General features: G+C 70.2%; 15 protein-coding genes. 3 read left to right on the forward strand and 12 right to left on the reverse strand.

What is annotated here, in order from left to right; genetic code table 11:
- From gnd to tkt, 6 genes are read right to left on the reverse strand one after another with little or no spacing between them, the layout of a single operon-like run.
- On the reverse strand, window positions 1–882 hold the full coding sequence (gene gnd, locus ACZ7LV_RS13785) for a phosphogluconate dehydrogenase (NAD(+)-dependent, decarboxylating) (protein ID WP_471938978.1): 882 nt from the start codon (window positions 880–882) through the stop codon (window positions 1–3).
- 6 nt (window positions 883–888) lie between these two features.
- Window positions 889–2,526 (reverse strand): glucose-6-phosphate isomerase, encoded by a 1,638-nt coding sequence (gene pgi / locus ACZ7LV_RS13790; protein ID WP_471938980.1) that lies wholly within the window; start codon window positions 2,524–2,526, stop codon window positions 889–891.
- Window positions 2,519–3,454 (reverse strand): glucose-6-phosphate dehydrogenase assembly protein OpcA, encoded by a 936-nt coding sequence (gene opcA, locus ACZ7LV_RS13795; RefSeq protein ID WP_401666112.1) that lies wholly within the window; start codon window positions 3,452–3,454, stop codon window positions 2,519–2,521. Before opcA ends, pgi begins: the two co-directional genes overlap by 8 nt.
- Window positions 3,451–5,040 carry a glucose-6-phosphate dehydrogenase gene (gene zwf, locus ACZ7LV_RS13800; RefSeq protein WP_471938983.1) on the reverse strand — a complete coding sequence of 530 codons (1,590 nt, stop codon included), beginning with the start codon at window positions 5,038–5,040 and terminating at the stop codon, window positions 3,451–3,453. The genes opcA and zwf overlap by 4 nt, the downstream gene beginning before the upstream one ends.
- Window positions 5,037–6,182, reverse strand: coding sequence for a transaldolase (tal, locus tag ACZ7LV_RS13805; RefSeq protein ID WP_471938985.1), 1,146 nt, complete (start codon window positions 6,180–6,182; stop codon window positions 5,037–5,039). The genes zwf and tal overlap by 4 nt, the downstream gene beginning before the upstream one ends.
- A gap of 19 nt (window positions 6,183–6,201) precedes the next feature.
- A complete protein-coding gene (gene tkt / locus ACZ7LV_RS13810) occupies window positions 6,202–8,286 on the reverse strand; it encodes a transketolase (RefSeq protein WP_471938987.1) in 2,085 nt (694 codons plus the stop codon).
- A gap of 160 nt (window positions 8,287–8,446) precedes the next feature.
- On the opposite strand from tkt, the gene ACZ7LV_RS13815 reads away from it, so the two are divergent.
- Complete coding sequence (locus tag ACZ7LV_RS13815; protein WP_471938989.1) at window positions 8,447–9,340, forward strand: helix-turn-helix domain-containing protein; 894 nt, start codon at window positions 8,447–8,449, stop codon at window positions 9,338–9,340.
- 25 nt (window positions 9,341–9,365) lie between these two features.
- Here the strand turns inward: ACZ7LV_RS13815 and ACZ7LV_RS13820 are convergent, their stop codons facing one another.
- Genes ACZ7LV_RS13820 through ACZ7LV_RS13840 form a run of 5 tightly spaced genes read right to left on the reverse strand, consistent with a single transcriptional unit; the run spans window position 9,366 to window position 14,832 of the window.
- The gene (locus ACZ7LV_RS13820; RefSeq protein ID WP_471938991.1) at window positions 9,366–10,328 is read right to left on the reverse strand and encodes an SCO2521 family protein; all 963 of its coding nucleotides are present in this window, start codon (window positions 10,326–10,328) and stop codon (window positions 9,366–9,368) included.
- A complete protein-coding gene (locus ACZ7LV_RS13825) occupies window positions 10,325–11,338 on the reverse strand; it encodes an SCO2522 family protein (RefSeq protein WP_471938993.1) in 1,014 nt (337 codons plus the stop codon). Before ACZ7LV_RS13825 ends, ACZ7LV_RS13820 begins: the two co-directional genes overlap by 4 nt.
- Window positions 11,335–12,252 carry an SCO2523 family variant P-loop protein gene (locus ACZ7LV_RS13830; protein ID WP_471938995.1) on the reverse strand — a complete coding sequence of 306 codons (918 nt, stop codon included), beginning with the start codon at window positions 12,250–12,252 and terminating at the stop codon, window positions 11,335–11,337. The genes ACZ7LV_RS13825 and ACZ7LV_RS13830 overlap by 4 nt, the downstream gene beginning before the upstream one ends.
- 4 nt (window positions 12,253–12,256) lie before the next feature.
- On the reverse strand, window positions 12,257–14,080 hold the full coding sequence (locus ACZ7LV_RS13835; RefSeq protein WP_471938997.1) for an SCO2524 family protein: 1,824 nt from the start codon (window positions 14,078–14,080) through the stop codon (window positions 12,257–12,259).
- 23 nt (window positions 14,081–14,103) lie between these two features.
- Window positions 14,104–14,832 (reverse strand): SCO2525 family SAM-dependent methyltransferase, encoded by a 729-nt coding sequence (locus tag ACZ7LV_RS13840; RefSeq protein WP_401666133.1) that lies wholly within the window; start codon window positions 14,830–14,832, stop codon window positions 14,104–14,106.
- Window positions 14,833–14,943: 111 nt separating this feature from the next.
- Between ACZ7LV_RS13840 and ACZ7LV_RS13845 the strand changes: the two genes are divergently transcribed.
- Window positions 14,944–15,420, forward strand: coding sequence for a GNAT family N-acetyltransferase (locus ACZ7LV_RS13845; RefSeq protein WP_471939001.1), 477 nt, complete (start codon window positions 14,944–14,946; stop codon window positions 15,418–15,420).
- A 35-nt stretch (window positions 15,421–15,455) separates the two neighbouring features.
- Window positions 15,456–16,232: a hypothetical protein gene (locus tag ACZ7LV_RS13850; protein WP_471939003.1), complete on the forward strand. Its 777-nt coding sequence runs from the start codon at window positions 15,456–15,458 to the stop codon at window positions 16,230–16,232.
- A gap of 50 nt (window positions 16,233–16,282) precedes the next feature.
- Here the strand turns inward: ACZ7LV_RS13850 and ACZ7LV_RS13855 are convergent, their stop codons facing one another.
- Window positions 16,283–17,680: a glycoside hydrolase family 16 protein gene (locus ACZ7LV_RS13855; RefSeq protein WP_471939005.1), complete on the reverse strand. Its 1,398-nt coding sequence runs from the start codon at window positions 17,678–17,680 to the stop codon at window positions 16,283–16,285.
- Between the last annotated feature and the right edge of the window lie 253 nt (window positions 17,681–17,933).

Consider the following 17,933-nt stretch of genomic DNA (forward strand, 5'->3'; position numbering starts at 1 on the left):
CTACTTCTCCGCCGACTCGACGGCGTGCCCGCCGAACTGGTTGCGCAGGGCCGCGATCATCTTCATCTGGGGCGAGTCGTCCTGCCGGGACGCGAACCGCGCGAAGAGCGACGCCGTGATCGCGGGCAGCGGCACGGCGTTGTCGATCGCCGCCTCCACCGTCCAGCGGCCCTCGCCGGAGTCCTGCGCGTAGCCGCGCAGCTTGCCCAGGTGCTCGTCGTCGTCGAGGGCGTCGACCGCGAGGTCCAGCAGCCACGAGCGGATGACGGTGCCCTGCTGCCAGGAGCGGAACACCTCGCGGACGTTGTCGACCGAGTCGACCTTCTCCAGCAGCTCCCAGCCCTCGGCGTAGGCCTGCATCATGGCGTACTCGATGCCGTTGTGGACCATCTTCGCGAAGTGGCCGGCGCCCACCTTGCCCGCGTGGACGTAGCCGTACGGGCCGTCCGGCTTGAGCGCGTCGAAGATCGGCTTCAGCCGGTCGACGTGCTCCTTCTCGCCGCCGACCATCAGCGCGTAGCCGTTCTGCAGGCCCCACACGCCGCCGGAGACGCCCGCGTCGACGAACCGGATGCCGTGCTTGCCGAGCTCCTCGGCGTGCTTCTCGTCGTCCGTCCAGCGGGAGTTGCCGCCGTCGACCACGGTGTCGCCGGGCTTGAGCACACTCGTCAGCTGGTCGACGACGCCCTGGGTGACGGCGCCGGCCGGGACCATCACCCAGATCACGCGCGGCGCCTGGAGCCGGTCGGCGAGTTCCACCAGGTTCTTGACGTCGGAGAGCTCGGGATTGGTGTCGTACCCGACGACCTCGTGGCCGGCGTTGCGCAGGCGCTCGCGCATGTTGCCGCCCATCTTGCCGAGACCAACAAGACCGATCTGCATGTCAGCTCACTTCCTGAATTCGCGGTAGGCGGCCACGAGCGCGGCCGTGGACGGGTCGAGACCGGGCACCTGTGCGCCCTCGGTCAGGGCGGGTTCGACGCGCTTGGCGAGGACCTTGCCGAGCTCGACGCCCCACTGGTCGAAGGAGTCGATGTTCCACACGGCGCCCTGCACGAACACCTTGTGCTCGTAGAGCGCGATGAGCTGGCCGAGCACCGACGGGGTCAGCTCACGGGCCAGGACGGTGGTCGTCGGGTGGTTGCCGTGGAAGGTCTTGTGCGCGACCAGTTCCTCCGCGACGCCCTCCGCGCGCACCTCCTCCGGCGTCTTGCCGAAGGCCAGTGCCTGCCCCTGCGCGAGCATGTTGGCCATCAGCAGGTCGTGCTGGGCCTTCAGCTCGTCGCTGAGCTCCGCGACCGGCCGGGCGAAGCCGATGAAGTCCGCCGGGATCAGCTTCGTGCCCTGGTGGATCAGCTGGTAGTAGGCGTGCTGCCCGTTGGTGCCGGGCGTGCCCCACACCACCGGACCCGTCTGCCACTCCACCGCCCGGCCCTCACGGTCCACGGACTTGCCGTTGGACTCCATGTCGAGCTGCTGGAGATACGCGGTGAACTTCGACAGGTAGTGGCTGTAGGGCAGTACCGCGTGCGACTGGGCGTCGTGGAAGTTGCCGTACCAGATGCCCAGCAGACCCATCAGCAACGGCGCGTTGGCCTCGGCCGGGGCGGTGCGGAAGTGCTCGTCGACCAGGTGGAAACCGTCGAGCATCTCCCGGAAGCGGTCCGGGCCGATGGCGATCATCAGCGACAGCCCGATCGCCGAGTCGAAGGAGTACCGGCCACCGACCCAGTCCCAGAACTCGAACATGTTGGCCGTGTCGATACCGAACTCCGCGACCTTCTCCGCGTTGGTCGACAGCGCCACGAAATGCCGGGCCACCGCCCGCTCGTCACCCAGCTCCGCCAGCAGCCACGAACGCGCCGACGTCGCGTTGGTGATCGTCTCGATCGTGGTGAAGGTCTTGGACGCGACGATGAACAGCGTCTCGGCCGCATCCAGGTCCCGCGTCGCCTCGTGCAGGTCCGCGCCGTCCACGTTGGACACGAAGCGCACCGTCAGCTCACGGTCGGTGAAGGCCCGCAGCACCTCGTAGGCCATCGCCGGACCGAGGTCGGAGCCGCCGATGCCGATGTTGACCACGTTGCGGATCCGCCGGCCGGTGTGCCCGGTCCACTCACCCGAGCGGACCCGCCCGGCGAAGTCGGCCATCCTGTCCAGCACGGCGTGCACGCCGGGCACGACGTTCTCGCCGGCGACCTCGACCACCGCGTCCCGCGGCGCGCGCAGCGCGGTGTGCAACACCGCACGGTTCTCGGTGGGGTTGATCCTCTCGCCCCGGAACATCGCGTCCCGCAGCCCGAAGACGTCCGTGGCCACCGCCAGCTCCTGGAGCAGGGCCAGGGTCTCGTCGGTGACGAGGTGCTTGGAGTAGTCGATACGCAGATCGCCGACGGTGACGACGTACCGCCGCGCACGCTCGGGATCGGCCGCGAACAGCTCCCGCAGATGCGCCTTCCATGCGGCGCGATGGTCCTCCAGAGCGGTCCATTCGGGCCGCCGCGTCAGCAACGGGGTGTCAGACATGAGCAGGCGTCTCCTTGGTGCCCTCGCCCCGCAGGGCCACGGCGTACATCTCGTCCGCGTCGAGGCGCCGCAGCTCCTCGGCGATCAGTTCGGAGGTGGCGCGCACCTTCAGCGCGAGGGTGCGCGGCGGCTGGCCCGGCAGGGACAGCGTGGCCAGCGGGCCCTCGGGCCGGTCGATGAGGATCTCGCCGCTCTCCGTGCCCAGCCGCACCCCGGTCACGACCGGGCCCGCGGTCTGCACCCGGTCGACCGTGACGTGCAGCCGCGCCTCCAGCCAGCGGGCCAGCAGCTCGGCGCTCGGGTTGTCGGCCTCGCTCTCCACGGCCGCCGAGGTGATCGGCAGCCGGGCCTGGTCCAGGGCCGCCGCCAGCATCGAGCGCCAGGGGGTCAGGCGGGTCCAGGCCAGGTCGGTGTCGCCGGGCGCGTACGACCGGGCGCGGGCGTCGAGCGCGGCCAGGGGCGCCTCGACGGCGTACATGTCGGTGATCCGGCGCTGGGCGAGCGCCCCGAGCGGGTCCTTGGCGGGCACCTCGGGCGCGTCCACCGGCCACCACACGACGACCGGCGCGTCGGGCAGCAGCAGCGGCAGCACCACGGAGTCGGCGTGGTCGGACACCTCGCCGTAGGTGCGCAGCACCACCGTCTCGCCGGTCCCGGCCTCGGAGCCGACGCGCACCTCGGCGTCCAGCCGGGACTGCGTGCGGTCGCGCGGGGAGCGGGCGTGCCGCTTGATCACGACCAGGGTGCGCGACGGGTGCTCGTGGGAGGCCTCCTCGGCCGCCTTGATCGAGTCGTAGGCGTTCTCCTCGTCCGTGACGATGACCATCGTCAGGACCATGCCCACGGCCGGGGTGCCGATGGCGCGGCGGCCCTGCACCAACGCCTTGTTGATCTTGCTTGCCGTGGTGTCGGTCAGGTCGATCTTCATGGCCTGCGCCAGCTCCGTCCGTCTCGTGCGAGCATCTCGTCGGCTTCCGCGGGACCCCAGCTACCCGCGACGTACTGCGCGGGCCTGTCGTTCGCGGCCCAGTACCCCTCGATGGGGTCGAGGATCTTCCAGGACTCTTCCACTTCCTGGTGACGGGGGAACAAATTGGCGTCACCCAGGAGGACGTCGAGGATGAGCCGCTCGTACGCCTCGGGGCTCGACTCCGTGAAGGACTCGCCGTAGGCGAAGTCCATCGTCACGTCCCGGATCTCCATCGACGTGCCGGGCACCTTCGAGCCGAACCGGACCGTCATGCCCTCGTCCGGCTGCACGCGGATCACGATCGCGTTCTTGCCGAGCTCCTCGGTGGCCGTGGAGTCGAAGGGGGAGTGCGGGGCCCGCTGGAAGACCACCGCGATCTCCGTGACCCGCCGGCCGAGGCGCTTGCCGGTGCGCAGGTAGAAGGGGACGCCCGCCCAGCGGCGGTTGTCCACGTTCAGCTTGATCGCGGCGAAGGTGTCCGTGGTGGACGCCGCGTCGATGCCGTCCTCCTCCAGATAGCCGAGCACCTTCTCGCCGCCCTGCCAGGCCCCCGTGTACTGCGCGCGCACCGTGTGCAGGCCGAGGTCCTCGGGCAGCTTCACCGCCTTGAGCACCTTGAGCTTCTCCATCAGCAGCGAGGAGGCGTCGAAGGAGGCGGGTTCCTCCATCGCGGTGAGGGCCATCAGCTGAAGGAGGTGGTTCTGGATGACGTCCCGCGCCGAGCCGATGCCGTCGTAGTAGCCGGCGCGGCCGCCGATGCCGATGTCCTCGGCCATCGTGATCTGCACATGGTCCACGAAGGACCGGTTCCAGATCGGCTCGAACATCTGGTTGGCGAAGCGCAGCGCCAGGATGTTCTGGACGGTCTCCTTGCCCAGGTAGTGGTCGATCCGGAACACCTGCTCCGGGTCGAACACGTCGTGCACGATCGTGTTGAGCTCCTGCGCCGAGCGCAGGTCGTGGCCGAACGGCTTCTCGATCACGGCCCGCCGCCAGGAGCCCTGCGGCGCGTCGGCCAGCCCGTGCTTCTTCAGCTGCCGGACGACCTTCGGGAAGAACTTGGGCGGCACGGAGAGGTAGAAGGCGTAGTTGCCGCTGGTGCCCCGGGAGGCGTCCAGCTCGTCGACGGCCGAGCGCAGCTGCTTGAAGGCGGCGTCGTCGTCGAAGTCCCCGGGGACGAACCGCATGCCCTCGGCGAGCTGCTGCCAGACCTCCTCGCGGAACGGCGTCCGCGCGTACTCGCGCACCGCGTCGTGCACGACCTCGGCGAAGTCCTGGTCCGCCCAGTCCCGGCGGGCGAACCCGACGAGCGAGAAGCCCGGCGGCAGCATGCCCCGGTTGGCCAGGTCGTAGACGGCCGGCATCAGCTTCTTGCGCGAGAGGTCACCGGTGACGCCGAAGATCACCAGCCCCGACGGCCCGGCGATCCGGGGCAGGCGACGATCCCGGGCGTCGCGCAGCGGATTGCTCCAGTCGGGGGAGGACCCGGCCGGCCCGGCCGCCGCCTCGGCGACCTGCTCCCCTGTGGTCGGTTCGGTGCTCATTCCCCGTCAACTCCCTTGCCCGTCAATGACTTCGTCACGGCGTCCAGCAGCTCCTGCCAGGCCGCCTCGAACTTGGCGACCCCCTCGTCCTCCAGCTGCCGCACCACCTCGTCGTAGGAGATCCCCAGCCGCTCCACGGCGGCCAGGTCGGCCCGTGCCTGCGCGTAGCCGCCGCTCACGGTGTCGCCGTGGATGCGGCCGTGGTCGGCGGTGGCCTCCAGCGTGGCCTCCGGCATGGTGTTGACCGTGCCGGGAGCGACCAGGTCCTCCACATACAGGGTGTCCTTGTACGCCGGGTCCTTCACACCGGTCGAGGCCCACAGGGGGCGCTGCTTGTTCGCCCGCGACCCGGCCAGCACGGTCCACCGGCCGGCCGAGAAGACCTCCTCGTACGCCGCGTAGGCGAGCCGCGCGTTGGCCAGCGCCGCCCGGCCCTTCAGCGCCAGCGCCTCCTTCGTGCCCAGTACCGTCAGCCGCTTGTCGATCTCGCTGTCGACGCGGGAGACGAAGAAGGACGCGACGGAGTGGATGCCGGCCAGGTCGATCCCCGCCGCCCGCGCGTTCTCCAGGCCCGCCTGGTAGGCGTCCATGACCTCGCGGTAGCGCTCCAGCGAGAAGATCAGCGTGACGTTGACGCTGATGCCCGCACCGATCACCTCGGTGATGGCCGGCAGGCCCGCCTTCGTCGCCGGGATCTTGATCATGACGTTGGGCCGGTCGACCAGCCAGGCGAGCTGCCGGGCCTCGGCGACGGTGGCGCGGGTGTCGTGCGCGAGGCGCGGGTCGACCTCGATGGAGACCCGGCCGTCGCGGCCCCCGGAGGCCTCGTACACCGGGCGCAGGACGTCCGCGGCGGCCCGGACGTCGGCGGTGGTCATCATGCGCACGGCCTCGTCGACCGTGACGCCCCGCACCGCGAGGTCGGCGAGCTGCTCCTCGTAGCCCTCGCCCGAGCCGATGGCGGCCTGGAAGATGGACGGGTTGGTCGTGACGCCGACGACGTGCCTGGTCGCGACGAGCTCGGCGAGGTTGCCGGAGGTGATCCGGCTGCGCGAGAGGTCGTCCAGCCAGATCGACACGCCCTCGTCGGACAGCCGCTTGAGTGCTCCCGCGGTGGCGGATGCTTCGGTCACAGTGATCATCTTCTTTCTTGCGATCGGATCAACCACGCGCGGCAGCGAGCGATTCCTTGGCCGCTGCGACGACGTTCTCGGCGGTGAAGCCGAACTCGGCGAACAGGGTGGTGGCGTCGGCCGAGGCGCCGAAGTGTTCGAGGGAGACGATGCGTCCTGCGTCACCTACGAAGCGGTACCACGTCAGGCCCACGCCCGCCTCGACAGCGACACGCGCCTTCACGGACGGCGGGAGCACCCGCTCGCGGTACTCGCGCGGCTGCTCCTCGAACCACTCCACGGACGGCATCGACACCACCCGGGTCGGCACACCGGCCTCCTGGAGCCGCTCGCGGGCCTCGACGGCGAGGCGCACCTCGGAGCCGGTGGCGAGGAGGACGACCTGGGGCGTGCCGCCCTCGGCCTCGAAGAGCACGTAACCACCGCGCGCCGCGTCCTCGTTCCGCTCGTAGGTCGGTACGCCCTGCCGGGTGAGGGCGAGGCCGTGCGGGGCCGGGTTCGTGGTGTGCCGGCGCAGGATCTCGGCCCAGGCGACGGCGGTCTCGTTGGCGTCGGCCGGACGGACGACGTTCAGCCCCGGGATGGCCCGCAGGGCGGCCAGGTGCTCGACGGGCTGGTGCGTCGGCCCGTCCTCGCCGAGGCCGATCGAGTCGTGCGTCCACACGTAGGTCACCGGCAGCTGCATCAGCGCCGACATGCGCACGGCGTTGCGCATGTAGTCCGAGAAGACCAGGAAGGTGCCGCCGTAGACGCGGGTGTTGCCGTGCAGGGCGATGCCGTTCATCGCCGCGGCCATCGAGAACTCGCGGATGCCGAAGTGGATCGTACGGCCGTACGGGTCGGCCTCCGGCAGCGGATTGCCCTTCGGCAGGAAGGACGACGTTTTGTCGAGGGTCGTGTTGTTCGAGCCGGCCAGGTCGGCGGAGCCGCCCCACAGCTCGGGGATCACCGGGCCGAGCGCCTGCAGCACCGCGCCGGAGGCGGCGCGCGTGGCGACCGACCGGCCGGCCTCGAAGACCGGCAGCTTCTGCTCCCAGCCCACGGGCAGCTCGCCCCGGCTGACACGGTCGAACTCGGCTGCCCGCTCCGGCTCGGCCTCCCGCCACCGCGCTATCCGCCGGTCCCAGGCGGCGTGCGCCTGTGCTCCCCGGTCGAGGGCACGGCGGCTGTGGGCGAGCACCTCGTCGGCCACCTCGAAGGTCCTGTCGGCGTCGAAGCCGAGCACCCGCTTGGTCGCCGCGATCTCGTCCGCGCCCAGGGCCGAGCCGTGCGAGGCCTCGGTGTTCTGCGCGTTCGGGGCCGGCCAGGCGATGATCGTGCGCATCGCGACGATGGAGGGGCGGTCCGTCTCGGCCTGGGCCGCGCGCAGCGCCGCGTACAGCGCCTGCACGTCGATGTCGCCGTTCTCGGCGGGCTCCACGCGCTGGGTGTGCCAGCCGTAGGCCTCGTAGCGCTTCAGCACGTCCTCGGAGAACGCGGTCGCGGTGTCGCCCTCGATGGAGATGTGGTTGTCGTCGTAGAGGAAGACGAGGTTGCCGAGCTTCTGATGGCCCGCCAGGGACGATGCCTCGGCGGAGACGCCCTCCTCCAGGTCGCCGTCGGACACGATCGCCCAGACGGTGTGGTCGAAGGGCGAGGTGCCCTCGGCGGCGTCCGGGTCGAACAGGCCGCGCTCGTAGCGGGCGGCCATCGCCATGCCGACGGCGTTGGCGGCGCCCTGCCCGAGCGGCCCGGTGGTGGTCTCGACGCCCGCGGTGTGGCCGTACTCCGGGTGACCCGGGGTCTTCGAGCCGTGCGTGCGGAAGGCCTTCAGATCGTCCAGGCTCAGTTCGTACCCGGCGAGGAAGAGCTGGGTGTAGAGGGTGAGCGAGGTGTGGCCGGGGGACAGGACGAAGCGGTCACGGCCGGTCCACTCGGGGTCCGCCGGGTCGTGCCGCATCACCTTCTGAAAGATCGTGTACGCCGCCGGGGCGAGGCTCATCGCGGTGCCGGGGTGGCCGTTCCCGACCTGCTGTACGGCATCGGCCGCCAGCAGGCGGGCGGTGTCGACGGCACGCCGGTCGAGATCGGTCCACTCGAAGTCGCCGGGCCCGTCGGGTGTCTGCGTGCTCATCTGTAGGCAGTCCTCTTCAAAAGGTCATCGAAACCAGCGTTCTGGCTGGTCGGACGCGTTCGACCTTAAAAGTCTGACTTTTTGGCGGGAAGGTGGGGGTGTGCCAGCCTGTGGTGAAAGTGGGACACGCCTGCGGGCGTCGAGACGGTGCGAGAAGGACATGGCGGACAGATCCATCCAAGGTGGTAGCAGGGGGGACGGCATCCGGACGTTCGCCTTCCCGGTCGAGCAGAGCGTCTGCGGCGTCGGCATGCAGGTCGGCGTCATGGATCCCGACAGCGACTGGCACGCGGACGCTCCGGTGGACCGCATTCACCGCATCGACTTCCATATCGTCATGGTCTTCGGCGGACCCGTACGGCACATGGTCGACTTCACCGAGTACGAGGCGAAGGCCGGCGACGTGCTGTGGATCCGCCCGGGGCAGGTGCACCGCTTCACGGCCCCGAGCGAGTACCGCGGAACGGTCCTGACCATGCAGCCCGGCTTCCTCCCGAGGGCCACGGTCGAGGCCACCGGCCTGTACCGCTACGACCTCCCGCCCCTCCTGCACCCCGACGCCACCCAGCACTCCGCCCTGCGCGCCTCCCTGGCCCATCTGCGACGCGAGTACGAGGACGCGGCGACGCTCCCCCTGAGCCTGCACACCGCGGTGCTGCGGCACTCCCTCAGCGCGTTCCTGCTCCGCCTGTCCCACCTGGCCGCCAGTGCGGCGACGGCGGCGGAGCAGCAGGCGGGCACCACCTTCACGCTGTTCCGCGAGGCGGTCGAGCGGGACTTCGCCACCAACCACAGCGTCAGTGCCTACGCCGACGCCCTCGGCTACTCCCGGCGCACCCTCGTCCGCACGGTCCGCGCCGCCACCGGCGACACTCCCAAGGCGTTCATCGACAAGCGCGTCGTCCTGGAGGCCAAGCGCCTCCTCGCCCACACCGACCTGCCCATCGGCCGCGTCGGCGCCGCGGTCGGCTTCCCGGACGCGGCGAACTTCTCCAAGTTCTTCCACCAGCACACGGACACGACACCAGCGGCGTTCCGCGCGGAACTGCGCTAGGGCCGGAGCCGGCGGTACCTCGGTGTCAAAGGCCCCCGGCGGCTCCGGCCCGCAGATCCAGGGCGCGCAGCGCCAGATGGTCCCGGACCCGCTGGACGCAGGTTCCCCACTGGCGGCTGAATCCGGGGTGCGCCTCCAGGTGTGCCCAGACCGCGTCCAGCCGGGACGGGCCGCCGACGTTCGGAAGCCACAGGTGCAGCAGCTGATCCACCACGGTGCGCAGTTCACCCGTGGCTCGGACGGAGTCGTGACCGGAGCAGGCACGGTCCACCACGGGGGTCACGGTGGACAGCAGCCAGTCGTGCAGGGCGATGTCCTCACACAGGGTCGCCAGTTGCCCGGGCGTCGCCGCGGTCGTCGCGGCGAAGCCCAGGCGCAGGGTTCGAAGTTCCTGGTCGACGAGCGAGAACTCACCGCGGAAGCCGTCGCCCGCCAGTACCGAGGCCCAGCGCAGCCTGGTGCGCCGGGCCCGCAAGGGAGTCCGCCGATCGAGCGACGGCGCCGATCTGATCCGCCCGAGCAGGGCCTCGCTCACCGCCCCCGGGTCCAGGTCGGCGGGATCGCGTCCGGTCAGGAAGCGGTGCGCGACATCGGCCGGAGCACCTCGGCCGCTCAGCTCGACGACGCCCGGACGCTCCAGATAGTGGCCCCAGGGCAGCCGCCGCTCGCCCCCGGTCGCCAGTACGGCACGTGTCGAACCCTGGACCACTCGGCCGTCGAGCACGCCGGCCCGCGTCAGCAGCGTCCCGATTCCGCGCACCCTCGCTCCGGAGCCGGCCGTGAGCGGACAGTCCACGCCGTGGACGACGTCGGCGGAGACCGCACGCCGGACCGGCCGCTCACGCGCCATGACCCGCTCACCCGGTACGAAATCCAGCAGCGTCACCACAGCTTGAGGCGGCAGCGGCCGCAAGTTCATGAGCAGTGCGGTGCGAACCTCGCCGATCACGACCAGAGGTTCGCCGGACGTCGGGGACGCGCCGCTCATGCTCCGCCGCCCAGGGTGCCGCTCGCGGTGAAGGCGTACAGCACCCGCTCGGTCAGCGCGGGGGGCAGCTCCATTCCCTCGGCCCCGGCGCGCTCGATCACCTGACGCACGGCGGCGGGGTCCGCCGCGGTGTGGTCGAGGATCACACGCACGGCGTGCTCGACGGGGAGGAAGCGGCTGTCCAGCACGGAGAAGGTGCGGTACGCGCAGAACGGCGCGGCCCGCGAGTCGAGCCGGACCAGCGGAGCCAACTCCTGCCAGTCGTCCGGAAAGCCGTTCTCGTCCCAGGGCTGTGCCGGCAACACGGCCTCCCCCTCGTTCCGTAGCAGTCCCAGCCGCAGCATCTGCCACACGGCCGCCAGGAAGGGGCACGACCACAGACGCCCGCCTGAGGCGTCCTGCGACCACAACTGTGCGTCGAGGAACACGGAGTGCCGGCGCGCGCCCAGTTCGGTCGGCGCCTGCCAGGCCGGAGCGGACATGGCTTCGGGCGCGCGGTCGGACGGGGAGCGCTCGCCGTTGCACAGCCAGCCGGACTCCTCGACGGGCGGGCGGGCGCCATTGCTGCCCACGGAAGGTTCCGGGACCAGCCGGGCGAGCAGGAGCGCGGCGGTCTCCACACCGGGCACCGCGGCACAGGCCGACTCACGCGCGAGATAGTCGATCCGCAGACCGGCCTGGTCCGCGGCCCTCAGCACCATGGGAACCACTTCGGCCGGGGAGGCGAACGGCGTGAAGTAGTCGTCGATGAGGAAGCAGGTGCTGACCCGCCGCTTCGGGCCGGCGAGCGCATGGGCCGTGGCCGCCCAGGGCGCGACATGGGCGAAGTGAGTGCGTAGCCGCTCAGGCCCCTCCGCGAAGTCCTCCATGTACAGGTGCCCCAACTCCACGGAGAGATGGGAGTAGGGCACCGCCCGGGTGCGCAGGTCGGCCGACCACTCGCGGTAGCCCCACTCCCTGTCCGCCCCCGCCCGTGATGCGTCGGGAGCACCCGTGTCGCCCCCGGTCACAGGATCTCCCACCGCTCGTCGTCCGTGAGGGCGTCGGCGAGGTCACGGAACGCCGTGACGGTTTCGGCGTTGGCGATGGCAGGCTTCAGGACGTCCTCGTCGGTGATGATCTGTTCCTTCCACTGCAGCACCGGATCGAGCGGCACGGTGCCCAGGGTCGAGGTACGCCCCAGCCCGAGCCGGCCTGAACGGCGGGTGAGGTCCGCGTCCACCTCCCTCAGCCACTCCGCCTGCTCGGCCCTCAGCCCGGCCACGGACGAGGCGCCGGTTCCTGGTACGGCGGCGCGTACGTATCTGATCCTGCGGCCGAGTTCGTCGGCGTCGTGGCCCCAGTGGACGCCGACGCCGAGGATCCCGCGCTCGTGCCCGACCAAGGCAGCCGTCGCCTCGAGGTGCTGGCGAGTCCAGCGGTGGAAGACCAGCCATCGCGTGACGACGTTCTCGAACTCCGGGCGTGCGGTGGTACGCAGCGCGATGTCGATGGCGTACGAGCGACCCGCACTGAGATCGACGATGGTCACGTCGAACTCCTGCTCCATGGCCAACAGCAGTGCCGCGCAGCGCCGCGTGACGGCCTCGTCGGCCGGGAACTCGCCGCCGCCGGGGTCGCCCGGAACGAGGCACAGCCTTCCCGCGCTCGCCAGCGTCCGGCGCAGTGCGTCGCTCTCGGACGACAGCCAGACGTCCAGCCGGGCCGGTTCCGTGGTCCGGCCGAGCAGGCAGGAGTGCACGCCACGGTGGGTGACGCCGTGCACGGCCGAACCCAGCTCGAACACGGTCGCGGCCGTGGGCGATCCGAAGTCGAAGTCGACATAGGCGACGTCGTCCCCGCCGAGGGCGCGCCGGTAGGCGATGTTGGCGCAGGTGACCGAGCGGCCCGTGCCGCCCTTGTCCGACGTCGCGAAGACGATCATCTCGTCACCCCTCTCTCGCTGCCCTGGCCCTCGCGAGCGCGAGGCCGTCGAGCTCCCGGAGCGCCTCGCCGGCGAGTGCGACCGCGACACCGGGACGCGAGTCGACGACGTCGCGAGCGCGTCGCAGGGTGGCTTCGATACGGATGAGCACGGTCTCGGCCGCGCTGCCGGCGACGGGCCGGCTCATCAGCTCCTGGGCGAACAAGTGGTCGGCCTCGCGCAGCAGTTCGCCCGCGGTCTCGAAGAGCTGCGCGCTGCGCGCGGGCGGGGAGCTGACCGTCGTGGCCGCGACGACCAGGACCTCCACGACCCGCTCCGTCAGGTGCCACGAGGGGGCAGCCGGGGCCGGCCGGGACAGCGCGTACACGGCGCCCGGCGCGTCCCACAGCCCGGCCGCCCGCCCGCCGGTCAGGCGCCTGCGCCACAGATGGTCCGTGATCTCGCCGGCCAGTGACAGCAGCCGGTCGCGCTGTCGCAGATCCTGGGTGAGCGCGGCGGCCTGGAGCATCCGTTTGAGGAGCATCGGCGCGTAGTCCGACACCCGCCAGGTCAGGGCCGGCCCATGGCGCTCGCTGCCTGGGAGAGGGAGCGACTCGCCCGGTTCGTGGATCTCCACCACGCCCCCGCGCGCCGACGGCCGCCGGGTGATGCCGCCGCGTGCCGCCAGCTCCTCCAGGACGTCTGCCAGCGGTGTCAGGTCGTCGACAGGTGCCACGCCGTCCACGCCGTGCTGACGCATGAGGTTGTGCACCACGATGGATGCCACCTGAAGCGTGGCGTACTCGGACTCCTCGGTCCGCCCGGTGCGCCACGGCATGTCCTCCAGCGGCCAACGCGCGCCGCCGAACCGGGCCAGAGCGGTCCAGTAACTCTGCGTCAGTTCCCAGCGCAGACGCAGTGCGTGGGCGAGCGCCTGCTGTTCGGGGCCCAGCAGGCCCAGCAGCAGCGTCTGCCGCGAGAAGAAGTCCACGATCCCGTCCATCGCGACCACGGTGAAGTGCAGGGACGGCACCGGATCCGCCACTCGCGGCGGACGGTCGTCCTCGGCGGACCGCACCGGCCCCCAGGCCCAGCCGCACTGGAAGAGCAGCGACTCGTCCGCGAGGAGCTGAGCGCTGGAAGCGCTGAGCGGCAGACCACGCAAGCCCGCCCGCACCGGCCGCAGTACGGCGCGCAGCCGGTCCGCGAGGACGGCGGGTGACTCCCGGCTCTGGTTGAGTGTCCGCAGCAGGGTGTCGCCCATGGCGGAGTCCGCACGGAAGACGTCGACGGCGAAGCTCTCCAGGAGCCCGTGCATGGCACGCGTCAGCCTCCGGTTCAGCGTCTCCTCGGTCGCCCGCAGCGCCGTGCCGAGTTCCGGGCCACGGACGTGCTTGGCGAAGCTCCGGACGAAGGCGAGACCGGAGAGCGACAAGGTGACCGACATCGAGTAGGCCTCGACGGTCTCCAGGCCGGCCTGTTCGAGCGACGGCACGGACCCCTCGCCCTGCGCCCGCAGCCGGTCGCCCGCCGGGAACACCGGGACGCCGTCCGCCGTGGAGTAGGTGGCCAGATAGCCTTCGACGATCCTGGCCAAGGCCCTGGGCGCCCCCGTCCAGTCGCCCAGCGGCGAGAGGGCTTCCTGGACGTCCGGCTCCGTCGCGTCAGGCGCGGAGAACTCCAGCCCCGAGATCTTGAACGCCGGGTACAGGAGACAGACCAACTGTTCCGCGTCACTGATCGCATTGCTGCCGTCGCGGCCGGGGTTCTTCCATCCGTGATCGTCGAGGGAGCACCTCAGCAGCGAACTCCAGACGTCGAGCAACCTCCCGCGAGGCTGGATCATCATGCGTGAACGGCCTCCCGGCAGCGCTATTTGATATGACCATGAACGAGGATCATGCCGCTGTAGCCCTCTCTGATGGGCTTGGCTCCGACCTCGACGCGATGGAACTCCAGCTCGTTCCCCAACTCCGCCAACTCGTTCTGCACGTCGGTCATGTCGATCCTCAGGGCCGGAAAGGGGCGCCCACCCACTTCGTAGCCACTGGAGTTCTCCATGAACGTCATGGCGAACGGTGCGCCCGGCTTGAGCAGGGCACAGAACTTCGCGATGGCAGCCGTGAATTCCTTGCGGAAAGTGGTGATCGACTCGGCGACGAAGAACATGGTCCCCAGGTCCCACTTCAGTTCGGGTTCGGGATCAAGGATGTCCCATTTCCGGACGGTTGCATTCCGGCCCAACCGCTCGCGCGGCCGGTCGACCGCCCTGTACTCCTCTTTCTCGGTCAACACCTGCCAGAAGCTGTCCCAGTTCGTCGAGTACCGCCTCAACTGGTTCAGCAGCCAGGTGCGGTTCGCCGTGGAGAACTCCAGCAGGCTGATGTGCCGGCAGAAGGGAAGCATGGCGAGCGCCGGGTACAGATTCGTTCCGGTGCCGACATCGACGCCGCGGGTCTCCGGGTCGAAGGACTGGCTGCACAGGAAGTCGCGGACGACGTTCAGGATCTGCCGGTCCTCGTCATGGAGGTCGGCGTAATTCTTCTCCAGGTAGGCCTCCGAATCGAATGCATCCCAGTCGTACGCAGCGTTCTTTGCCATGCGTCTCCCCGGAGCGAGCCGGCCTGGAAGGTCGAGAGTACTACCAACTCCTGTGTAATGATGCTACTTTACGAGGATCTGTACGGGACTCTCGTGAGAAGGATCAGGCGTTTGCCCTCAGGTATCTCAACCAGCGGGCAAGATCGGTTCCGCCCACCCGAAGAAGTGGATCTTCCCGACCTCTATCGGCTCGATCACGAGGCATTCGGAGAAGACGAGGGGTACCCTTACTTCTTTCTCAGGCAACTGTTCGACGCCCATCGCCGTGATTTCCAGTTGATGGAGCGGGACGGTGTGCTCTGCGGGTATTCCCTGGCCGTGCGCGCGTCGGGCGAGGAGCATGCCTGGTTGCTGGCTCTCGGCGTCCTTCCGTCCTTCCGGAACCAGGGCTGTGGACGGGCGTTGCTGGACGCCGCCGTGCAGCACGCCAAGGACGTTGGAGCGCGTCGGCTGCACCTCGTGGTGCGGCCCAACAACGACCCCGCGCGGCGCCTCTATCTGAAATACGGCTTCCGCGAGGGCGCCTACCGGAAGAACTACTACGGGCGCGGACGCGACCGCGTCTTCATGAGTTTCGAGATGGGCTGACGGCGGGACCGGGGTGCCACGGGGGAGACGAGGCCATGTCCACGAACGGTGGTGCGAGACGGAGCGGCAGCTGGGCCGGCGGCCAGGCGAGAAGCTGGCTCATCCTGGCACTGGGAGTGGTCACGACCGGATTCGGTGTCGCCTTCGCCGCCGCCGCGGTGGGCGACGACGGGCGCATCTCGCTGGCCAACCAGGAGATCTCCGGTGTGCTCACGGCCGTGGGCGGTGGCATCGTCGGTGCCGTGATCAGCATCATGGTCGCCAGGGCTTCGGACCGTGAGACCCTCCAGCACATCACGGACGTCCTGGAGGAGTCGCTCACCAGCACGTTGAGGTCGGACAACGCGCGGCTGGCCCCGGCGAGGGAGCTGTGGCACCACTACTACCTGACAAAGCTGCGCGGCCAGTACGTGTGGCGCTACGAGAAGTACCCGTTCCACCTGAGTGCCCATGTCGGCTCGCTGGCGGTGGAGATCGACGTGCCGACGGACAGTGGCCGCACCCACAAGTACCTGGTGGAGGCCTTCGTGCGGCACGAGCGTCTCACCATCGTCAGCCACAAGTCCGGCGAGGAGGCCAACGTCTTCGAGGAGATCTACCCCCAGTTCGACGGCGAGCTGTCCGAGTACTTCGGTCTGGGGGTGGTCAGGACCTGGGACGCCACCAACATCGTCACCAAGGCCGTCCTCAGCCGGCTTCCCCTGGTGCCGGGCGCGGAGGGAACGCTGGCCCAGGAACACTTCCCGGAACTGGAGCGACTCTGGGAACAGGGCTTCAAACGACTCAACGAGGTGCTGCCCGACTGCCCCTGAGGCGGGGTGAGGGGCCGGAGCACGCATGCCCCGGCCCCTCCGCCGGCCGGTCAGCGGCCGAAGGTGAACCAGTTGACGTTCACGAAGTCGGCCGACTGGCCGCTCGTGAAGGTCAGGTAGACGTCATGGGTACCCGTCACCGCCGAGATGTTGGCGGGGATCGTGCGCCAGGACTGCCAGCCGCCGGTGTTGCCGACCGCGAAGCTTCCGACGGGGGCGCTGGTGCGGCTGTCCAGGCGCACCTCGACCAGTCCGCTCACGCCCGCCCCCGCGCCGCTCGCGACCCGCGCGCTGAACTGCCTGGCAGGTGAGGAGCCGAAGTCGACGCCCCGGTACAGCGCCCAGTCACCGTTCGCCAGCGCGCCGATGTTCTGGCCGCCGCCCGTGTCGGAGGTCCCCTCGGTCATCGTCCCGGACTGCCCGTCGTGGGACTCGGCCTGGAGGGCGCTGTAGGCGTCCCGGTTACCGGTGGGCGGAGGCGTGGTACCGCTCCCACCGGACGACAGCACCTGGACGTAGTCGACGACCATCGGGTGACCCGGCACCGTGGCCGCGTCCGGGCCGCCGCCGAAGGCGTCCACGAAGCCGCCGCCCATCGCCACGTTGAGGATGATGAAGAAGCCGTGGTCCGTGGCGTTCGTCCAGGTCGTCGCGTCGACCTGGTTCTCCCGCACGGTGTGGAAGTGCGTGCTGTCGACGTAGAACCGGATCTCCTCGACGCTGCCGGAGCGGTCCCACTCCATGCGGTACGTGTGGAAGCCGGACTGGCAGGTGCTGCCGGGACAGGGTGTCGAACCGCCGATGCCGGTCGTCTCGTTGCAGGGGCCGCCGGGTGAGGTGCCGCAGTGCATCGTCGCCCAGACGTTGTTGAGGCCCTGGACGTTCTCCAGGATGTCCAGTTCGCCGACGCCGGGCCAGTTCCAGTAGTTGCCACGGAAGGGCGCGCCCAGCATCCAGAAGGCGGGCCAGTAGCCGCGGGCGGCGGCGCCGGTGACGTTGGGCATCTGGATGCGCGACTCGACGCGCAGGACGCCGCCGGCCGGGGGCTGGAAGTCGGTGCGGTTGGTCTCGATGCGGCCCGACGTCCAGTTGCCCGCGGAGTCGCGGCGCGGGGTGATGCGGAGGTTGCCGCTGCCGTCGAGGGCGACGTTGCTGGTGCTGGACGTCATCGTCTCGATCTCGCCGGTGCCCCAGTTGGCGGGGCCGCCCGGGTAGCCCTTCCCGGTCGCGTACTGCCAGTGGGCGGTGTTGACGCCGGAGCCGGCGGCCCCGTCGAAGTCGTCGACGAAGACCTGCGTCCAGCCCGACGGGGGCGGTGGGGCGGCGGCGGTCGCGCTCGGCGTCACGGTGGTGGCCGCGAGCGCGGCGAGCCCCAGCGTGCTCAGGACGGCGAGCAGGGCCCGCCGGTAGGGCCCGCGTCTGCGGGGGGTGCCGGAGGTTTCACTCATGGGGTGCCTCTCGGTACGGGAGTGGGTATGCGCGCGAACCCTGTCCGAGAGCACCCGTGGGGGGTGTTTGAGAGCGCTCTCAGACAAGGGGTGCGCGGTTAATGTGCTCCCGGGCACTGCGGCCGTCAAGAGGTGCAGCCGAGAAAGTCGTTGAGCGGCGGGGGAGTTCAAGTGCTGAAGGCGGACATGCTCGGCATCTCGGCCGTGGCGTCTCGCCGCGTCGGTATTTTGCCGCCTTGCTGTCAGTCCCGCA

The sequence above is a fragment of the Streptomyces sp. NPDC107562 genome (assembly GCF_055657325.1).